General features: G+C 44.1%; 6 protein-coding genes. 2 read left to right on the top strand and 4 right to left on the bottom strand.

Features of this window, described 5'->3' with window-relative positions; all coding sequences use genetic code 11:
• Positions 1 to 7: 7 nt before the first annotated feature.
• Together VY86_RS04680 and VY86_RS04685 are read left to right on the top strand one after the other, a co-directional pair.
• Positions 8 to 1,402, top strand: a complete 1,395-nt coding sequence (locus VY86_RS04680; protein WP_023043329.1) for an MFS transporter — start codon at positions 8 to 10, stop codon at positions 1,400 to 1,402.
• Positions 1,399 to 2,751: an amidase gene (locus tag VY86_RS04685; RefSeq protein ID WP_021323517.1), complete on the top strand. Its 1,353-nt coding sequence runs from the start codon at positions 1,399 to 1,401 to the stop codon at positions 2,749 to 2,751. The genes VY86_RS04680 and VY86_RS04685 overlap by 4 nt, the downstream gene beginning before the upstream one ends.
• Before the next feature lie 14 nt (positions 2,752 to 2,765).
• Here VY86_RS04685 and VY86_RS26165 read toward each other — a convergent pair whose 3' ends face one another.
• The 4 genes from VY86_RS26165 to VY86_RS04700 all read right to left on the bottom strand — a co-directional run bounded on the left by VY86_RS26165 (position 2,766) and on the right by VY86_RS04700 (position 8,058).
• Positions 2,766 to 2,900: a hypothetical protein gene (locus VY86_RS26165; RefSeq protein WP_262978779.1), complete on the bottom strand. Its 135-nt coding sequence runs from the start codon at positions 2,898 to 2,900 to the stop codon at positions 2,766 to 2,768.
• Between the two features lie 379 nt (positions 2,901 to 3,279).
• Positions 3,280 to 5,025 (bottom strand): ABC transporter ATP-binding protein, encoded by a 1,746-nt coding sequence (locus tag VY86_RS04690; protein WP_046974098.1) that lies wholly within the window; start codon positions 5,023 to 5,025, stop codon positions 3,280 to 3,282.
• A complete protein-coding gene (locus VY86_RS04695; protein WP_023043325.1) occupies positions 5,018 to 6,790 on the bottom strand; it encodes an ABC transporter ATP-binding protein in 1,773 nt (590 codons plus the stop codon). The genes VY86_RS04690 and VY86_RS04695 overlap by 8 nt, the downstream gene beginning before the upstream one ends.
• Positions 6,787 to 8,058 carry an MFS transporter gene (locus VY86_RS04700; protein WP_046974099.1) on the bottom strand — a complete coding sequence of 424 codons (1,272 nt, stop codon included), beginning with the start codon at positions 8,056 to 8,058 and terminating at the stop codon, positions 6,787 to 6,789. Before VY86_RS04700 ends, VY86_RS04695 begins: the two co-directional genes overlap by 4 nt.
• Positions 8,059 to 8,062 lie beyond the last annotated feature (4 nt).

An 8,062-nucleotide genomic window follows, 5' to 3' on the forward strand; every position in this document is an offset into this window, starting at 1 on the left:
CGAATATATGTATGACGTGAAAAAAAACCAACGAAGGGTATTATTAGCGGCAAATATCAGTTACATACTGGTTATCTTGGATTCCTCAATTGTTAATGTAGCACTACCAACAATAAAAGAGAGTATGGAGTTGGAGGTTTCAGCTCTGCAGTGGGTCGTGAACTCTTATCTGCTTCTATTTGCCAGCCTTCTCCTTTCAGGGGGAGCCTTTTGCGACAGGTACGGTTCAAAACGTGTTTATCTGGTGGGGCTTGGTCTTTTTACTTTGGCTTCTGCAATATGTGGCTTTTCCCATAGTGCATCTATGTTACTTCTGGGACGGGTGCTACAAGGCATTTCTGCCGCGATTCTGGTTCCCGCTTCGCTCTCATTGATCACTCATACATATACAGAAAAAACGGAACGGACTCGCGCTATCGCTAGCTGGGCAAGTTGGGGAGGTATTGCTCTGGTGCTTGGGCCTATCGTTGGAGGCTGGTTGACCGAATATTTTTCCTGGCGGGCTATATTCCTTGTCAATGTTCCGTTGTGTCTTATAGGGATGTTGCTGACTACTTTTGTACAATCGCAAGAGCAGGAACATAAAAAAACAGTCCTTGACATAAAAGGACAAATACTTTTCTTCCTAACGTTATTTTGTTTTATCTCAGGTGTAATTAGATTGACCGACTCAGCACAAAGTGATAATAGCGCTATAGTGCTACTGATAACGTCTGCGGTTTTACTCACAGCATTTTTACTAGTAGAAAAAAAAGTCGTTGCACCAATGTTACCGCTGGAGCTTTTCAAACGCCCAAACTTCAGCGCTATTTCTTGGATATTCTTTGCTGGCTCATTCTCTTTTTTCGGCTCCCTATTCATTTTAACATTCTGGTTTCAGGATATTCAGCATCTTAGCGCAGTACAAACAGGTGTAGTCTTATTGCCTTTATCCATTAGTGTAATCTTAGGAAATAAAGTGTCAGGCTGGTTTGCGCACCGTTACCAGATCAACCACATGATGATCGCCGGCGCACTAATTAGACTAGTGGGGTTTATCGGATTACTAATTACCCAATACACCATGGATTATCTGTATATTATTATTCCTCTTATCTTGATTGGTTTCGGTGGTGGATTGGGATCTCCTATGTCTACCTCTTTATTTATGCAAAGCACCCCTCGGCAATATACAGGGGTGGCTTCTGGCATATCCAGGGCGACGGGCCAGCTAGGATCTGCATTTGCTGTCGCCGTGTTTGGGCAAATTATCAGCAACAAAGCGTTATTTGTCCCCCATATGAAATATGCTGTAATTACAATTGCTTGTGCAACTTTTTCTATTGTACTGATCAATATTTTCAATGTAAAAAACGATATTGATGAATACCAGTCATCGCTTTCTGCCAGGCCAGAAAAATGAAAGACGAACTTGTCCATTTCCCTGTGATGAAACTAGGGCAATTGATCAGTAAGGGCGAAATTTCCCCTGTTGATGTGGTAGAAGCTTATCTTGAGCGCATTGCGCGTTTGGATGGTGAGTTGCACGCTTTCGTTGAAGTTTATGACGCTGAGTCCCGACATTCTGCACGACAGGCAGAGCGGGAGATAACAGCAGGGCGTTATTGCGGACCTTTGCACGGTATTCCGATAGCGGTCAAAGATTTCTTTGACGTTGAAGGAACAGTAACGAGTGGAGGAACTAAGTGCTTTACGAAAAGGGCGCAAACCACCGCCCCCGTAGTTAGAGCGCTTCAGGATTACGGTATGATCCTGATTGGAAAGCATCGGGCTGTTGAACTGGGTATGGGGGCGGCAGGGATAGTAGAAACTGGCCCCACCCCACTTAATCCTTGGAAACCAGATCTAAGGATCGCTGCTGGCGGCTCCAGCAATGGTTCCGCAGTGGCAGTTGCCGCAGGTCTAATCCCAGTCGCGCTGGCAACTGATACCGGCGGTTCTGTGAGGATACCAGCTGCATGGTGCGGAGTATGTGGCTTTCGCCCTTCCTCTGGACAATTATCCCTCAAAGGCGTGTTGCCTTTGAGCCAGACAATGGATACTGTCGGCATCATTGCCAAGGAAACTATCGACGTTGAGCTCATTTATAACCATTTATATCCGCAGGAAACATTAAAAGAAATATCTGAACCTGTAAAAATTGCTTTATTACCGCTTCAGGAAAGAATGTCTTTGTGTGAGGAAAGTGCGCTTCATTACCAAGCGCTGTTAAACCTGTTGCCATTAGAGGAGTTTCAAATATTAAGAATCTCTCTTCCCATTTCTTTGTCTCAATGTATGAAGGCTAATAGCCAGATTACGGCCTTTGAGGCCTGGCACAACTATGGATATTTATGCAAACCTGGGAGTGGGCTTGGCGAGAAAGTTATAATGAAACTGGAACGCGGAAATGAGGTAAAAGAAACCGAATATTTGCGTGCATCACTCTATTGCCACCAGATACGGCAAGCGTTCTCTCAATGGTTCCGTAAAGTTGACGCACTTGTCATCCCAACGACACCAGAACCGGCATGGCCCCTAGAGGAAAACGAGAAACACACACCGCCAAATGACTTTACGCGCTTTGTTAATTTTGCCGATTTATGCGCAGTGGCTATTCCGACAGGATTGAATCATGTTGGCCTACCTCAATCAGTGCAGATAATCTGCAAAAAAGGAGATGAAAGAAAAGCTCTGTTAATCGCAGGAATGATTGAACGCCGTATCGGTTTCTCGGATACAGCGCGTGGAATATTACTCAAGGCAAGATGAATGCTGTGAAGGATTCATCGAGTATAATAGTTGAAGGCAGCATTATGGCAAACCGGACGAGCGATCCATTCATAAGCAAGATGTTCATCCACCGGTTGGATTTTTCCTACAGACATCGCTATTAACTGTAGTTTAGCTGCTCGTTCCATAAGCACTGCAATATTACAGGCCTCTTCAATTTCTGCACCTGCAGAAATTTGATCGTGATGAATGAGCGAGCAAGATAGTTTTTTTGCTTCCCAAATCTTGGGTTAAAATAAGTTCATCATATGATTTTAGATTTTTGCTTAACCCTATTCACCATACCTATTTAAATGATGTTTAAATAAATCGATAAATTCATTTAACAACGCCTTATTACCATTAATAATAGGTGACTTGATATGGCGTTAAAACTTCACCTTTTACTGTAATTTTTATTCCGTAGAATTACTGACTTATCTCTCAAAAATAACAGTACACAGACAAGAGCAATATTCTGTGGGCCATTTATTATCTGCCCACAGGGAATATTAATCATTCACTATTTCAGGCTAACCGCCAGTTTTGTGCTGATTGCTGTAATGTCCAAAGATCGTGGTAAAGACCTCGATTTTCCAATAATTGCTGGTGTTGTCCTTGCTCCGCAATTTCACCATTATTCATCACCACAATTTTGTCTGCATATTCAATGGATGACAATTTATGCGCAATAACCAGCACGGTTTTATTGGCTATCAATGACTGCATCGCTAATTGGATATCTCTTTCATTTTCCGGATCAAGCGAAGCTGTTGCTTCATCTAAAATAATCAGAGGCGCATTTTTGAGTAATGCCCTTGCGATAGAAAGCCGTTGCAATTCTCCGCCAGAAAGGTGTATCCCATCAGCGCCGATTTCCGTATTCAATCCATCAGGCAATTTATTCAGCAAACTATCCAATCTTGCCAGACAGCAGACACGCAATAATTCTTCATCACTGGCATCAGGGCAAGCAATTCGCAGGTTATTACCAATCGTATCATTGAGCATATAATTACTCTGGAATACCACACTGATATATTGCTGCCAATATTCCACCTCCATCGAAGCAATATCGACTTTCTGGTTGCCGCTGCCTACACAAATACTTCCTTTAGAAAGTTGCCAAAAACGGGCTATTAGTGCAGCCAGCGTTGATTTTCCTGAACCAGATGCCCCAACCAAAGCGGTTACTTTATTCGCTTCAATAGTTAGATTTATTCCTCGAAAAATTTCTGGTTTATCGGGATACGCAAAATGCACATTATCTAATTCAAGCGTCATATTATTGAGCTGCGGTCGGGTATTTCCCTGCGACAATTCAGGCAATTCAAATACTTTTTTAACCCGTTCTGAGGCCAGGCTAAAATAATTCAACTCAGCCAGAAACATTGACATATTTAATAATGGCCGGAAAAAACGTACCGCAGCAATAAGAAATACCAGTACCTCCGCTAATGACAAGGTGTGCCCCAACCACCCCCAAGTCAGTGCGATCAATAACACGATAAATCCGCATTCCACCAGCAAATTAAAACTGTATATCGGCCAGACGCCCGCTTTTTCAGCCGTTAACGATTGCTGATAAGTCGTAGTGAGTACATTATTCAAACGGCCAAAAGCCTGACCAAGCATTCGATAAGATTTCAATACTTTCAGGCCATCAATATACTCCATCAAAGCATCATTAAGTTTGAACAGTAATTGCTGCATCCAACTTTGCCAGCGGCGCGCATATTGTCGCATCAGTAAATAAGCACACACCGCCAGAGGTAAAGTTGAAAGCATAGCCAGTGCCATACGCCAATCTTTTAATAATAATCCGATAGAAAAGAAACAGAGTACGGAAGCCGTTGCAATTATTGGCGCATACAAGTGCGTGAAGATATGTTCAATCATATCAATATCTTTCAGCAATGTATTATTTACACTACTCATATCCGTCCGTTGGAAAAAACCCATCGGCATACGGCGTAAATGTTCTCCCAGGTTTTTACGTAATGTACGCCCTGCATCGAAACCAATCAGTGCAATATTGTAATAAAGTGTACGAGCAAGTAATACCCGAACCAACATCAGAGCCGCACAACCGCCAACCAGTTTAAACTGATACACCCTATCGGGCATATCAGAGAGCATGTCGAGAATGATGTAGTAAAGAAATGCATAAGGCGCTGATGCCAAAAAAGCATCCAGTATGGAGAGAGCCACCATACCGGAAAGCCCTTTCAGTGGTTTTCCAACCAGACGGGAAAGGTTAAACGCCTTAAACATGTGAAACCTCCTGATTACGCATAGCCACATGCCAGCTTTTTGCCGCTTGATGAGCATCCCACATATTCTGATAAAGTTGGCACCCCTGCAAAAGTTGCTGATGTGTTCCTTCCGCCACTTTACCTCCATTATCCATCACAATGATTTTATTAACATTGACCAGTGTATTCAGCCGATGAGCAATCACCAGCACCGTGCGACCTTTCATCAAATGGGATAGCGCCTGCTGGATTTTCACTTCATTTTTCGCATCCGCATAAGCGGTCGCTTCATCCAGAATTAAAACCGGAGAATCTTTTGCTATCGCTCTGGCAATAGAGATCCGTTGAGCCTGCCCGCCACTGAGCGAGCCCTGCTGAACTACTGTTTGATATCCTTGCGGCAATTCACGAACAAATTCATCAACACAAGCCGCTTTAGCCGCAGCAATAATCTGCGATTCCGAAATATCCTGATTCCCCATTCTGATGTTATTCATAATGGTGTCTTCAAAGATAAATACATCCTGAAAGACAAAACTAACCAGCGACATTAATTGATCCAAAGGCATTGCGGTAATATCGCTTCCCCCAATCGAAATACAGCCTTGCTGATACTCATATAACCGGGGAATAAGTTGAGCGGCGGTTGTTTTCCCTGCCCCAGAAGGGCCGACAATCGCGGTAATTTCCCCTTGCCGCGCGATAAAAGAGAGAGCATCTACCGTAGGAATAACCGCATTATTATGGCGGAATGTGACATCTTCAAAACAGATATCACTCCCCTTAATTGGCTGTGGAACAGCCCCTTCACACTGCCGGGGCTGCTCAGAAAAATCACGGATATTTTCCACACCTTTTAACATTTCGCTGAACATACCCGCAAATTGCAGCAGGTTGTAGAGTGGCTCCATCAAGCCAATTCCCAACAGCATGAAGATAAATAATGTCGCCAGCGCCACATCCCCTTGGGCATACAGCCAGATACCAACGGGCATAATACATAACAATCCCAAATCCAACGCCAGCTTAAACAATGCCGCGGGCGTTCGGGTATCGACAAGCCACCCTGTGACTAACCGATGATGTTGTTCCACGGCATTGGCATACCGCTGATGGGAATCTACTGTCATATTGAAAGCTTTGACCAGTGGCATACTTTTCACAAAATCCACTACGCTGGTATGCAAATCTGCGACAACCTGATGATAAGCTCTGATACGCGAATCAAACCCCTTGAAAATCCAGCACTGCATGGCAATGGCTACCGGTAAAGGGATCAACGCCAATAACGCCAGCCTCCAGTCAAAGAAAAACAGCAATGTAGCCGCTGCCAGCGGTGAGACAATAGCAGCAGCGATATCCGGTAAATGGTGAGCAATGAATGTTTCAATTCTACCAATATCATCTGAGATGATTTTCTTCATTGTTGCAGAGGTATGACGATTAGACGCCCCCAACGGCAAATCACCCACTCGCGCAATCACTTTACGGCGTAATTCAAACAGAAGCTGGAAAGCCGCTTTATGCGATAGCAAACCGGAAAATAGTTGCAATATAATCTTGCCAGCCAACGCCATGACTGCCAGGCCGACCAGCCACCATACCTGTGATGCAGCCGCATCAGGCTGATGCAGAAAAGTATCTATCAGGCGATAGATCAACACATAAGGCACCAACGCCAATAAAGAGTAGATAACGGCTAAGGTCATGGAAGCGATCACTCTTTTCTTTTGAGTCCCGATCAGTTTCATCAACCAAGAAAAAGCGCTGTCATCTGATTTCATTGTTGTACCTCAACTCGCTGAAGCTGAACAGACGGACGGTTAATCATAGACGAAGACAGACGGAAACAAACGGTCACAATAATAATTGTGGTCACACTTCCTGCAACCGCCGCATAGAAAGCATGGGTGAATCCCCAATAGTGTGCCAGCGTTCCGGCAATGACCATTGCCGCACTGCTGCCGAGCACTTCACAACATTGCAGCAAGGTAAAATTGGTTCCTGGCTGAATAGCATCCTGTTTGCTATCACCTTCGCTCCAGCACATGAAACAAGAGAAGAAAGAGACGCAGCTCAGATTGAAGAAGAAACCTTCCAACATAAAGAAGATAAAGACCATGGTGGGATCTGTTGATGATACCGTGAGTGAAATCGCCAGTCCTAACCAACATAACGCACTGGCAATCAGCCCACTTAATGCCAAAGTCGGGCTGGAAAACCAGCGATGAAGAAAACCCGCAGCCAGCGCTCCGGTAATATAACTGATAATTAACACACTACCGGAAATCAGAGCAATAAGTTCCAGATTAACGCCCATGTCTACGAGCAGAGGCGATATCAATCCAGCGCCAAGTGTGCTGGCAAACTTAAACAACAATGCCATCAGAATAACCGGCAAACTTCCCTGACGACGGAATATTTTCCAGATGGAAGCACTGCCCGGTTTAACGGGAAGCTGCTGATCGATATTGAATTTATCCTTATTAAGCATAAATGGAATATGGCAAACTATCTGAACCAGTAAAAAGAACAGCACCATGTTGTGCCAACCCACAGAGCTGAAAATATAAAGGCTGAGAATACCACCAACCAGCATCCCCAAACTAAACCCAGCAACTTGACCGACATTCACTTTGACATGACGACTGCCGGCAAAAGTGCGCACTGCCAGAGCATCAACCGCAACATCCTGGCTGGCATAAAGAAGATTGATGAATGTGAGTATGATCAGCAAACCGATGACATCAGTTTGTGGACTAAAAAACCACAGAGAAGCGATAGCAAGCAATGAAAGTATTTTAAACAGTTGAATCCAGGCTAATCCGGCAGAAAGTTTGCCAAATCCCCACGGTTTATGGTTTTCAATGAAAGAAGCCCAGATAAATTTGAATGCCCAGGGTAACATGCATAAACCAATAAGGCCGATAAACTGCATATCAGCCCCTTGTTGCCGTAAGATCCCCGGCAAAGCAAAAATTGCCAACCCCAAAGGGGCACCTTGCGCGCAATAAAGGCCAAATAAACCAACAAGGTTATGATTATATTTCATGATA

Origin of the sequence: Photorhabdus thracensis (assembly GCF_001010285.1) — a bacterium.
Classification (GTDB): domain Bacteria; phylum Pseudomonadota; class Gammaproteobacteria; order Enterobacterales; family Enterobacteriaceae; genus Photorhabdus; species Photorhabdus temperata.

Bases quoted from the DNA above. Each gene is read 5' to 3' on its own strand.
- VY86_RS04695 (WP_023043325.1), bottom strand. From the start codon at position 6,790: ATGAAATCAGATGACAGCGCTTTTTCTTGGTTGATGAAACTGATCGGG.
- VY86_RS04700 (WP_046974099.1), bottom strand. From the start codon at position 8,058: ATGAAATATAATCATAACCTTGTTGGTTTATTTGGCCTTTATTGCGCG.
- VY86_RS26165 (WP_262978779.1), bottom strand. From the start codon at position 2,900: ATGGAACGAGCAGCTAAACTACAGTTAATAGCGATGTCTGTAGGAAAA.
- VY86_RS04685 (WP_021323517.1), top strand. From the start codon at position 1,399: ATGAAAGACGAACTTGTCCATTTCCCTGTGATGAAACTAGGGCAATTG.
- VY86_RS04680 (WP_023043329.1), top strand. From the start codon at position 8: ATGTATGACGTGAAAAAAAACCAACGAAGGGTATTATTAGCGGCAAAT.
- VY86_RS04690 (WP_046974098.1), bottom strand. From the start codon at position 5,025: ATGTTTAAGGCGTTTAACCTTTCCCGTCTGGTTGGAAAACCACTGAAA.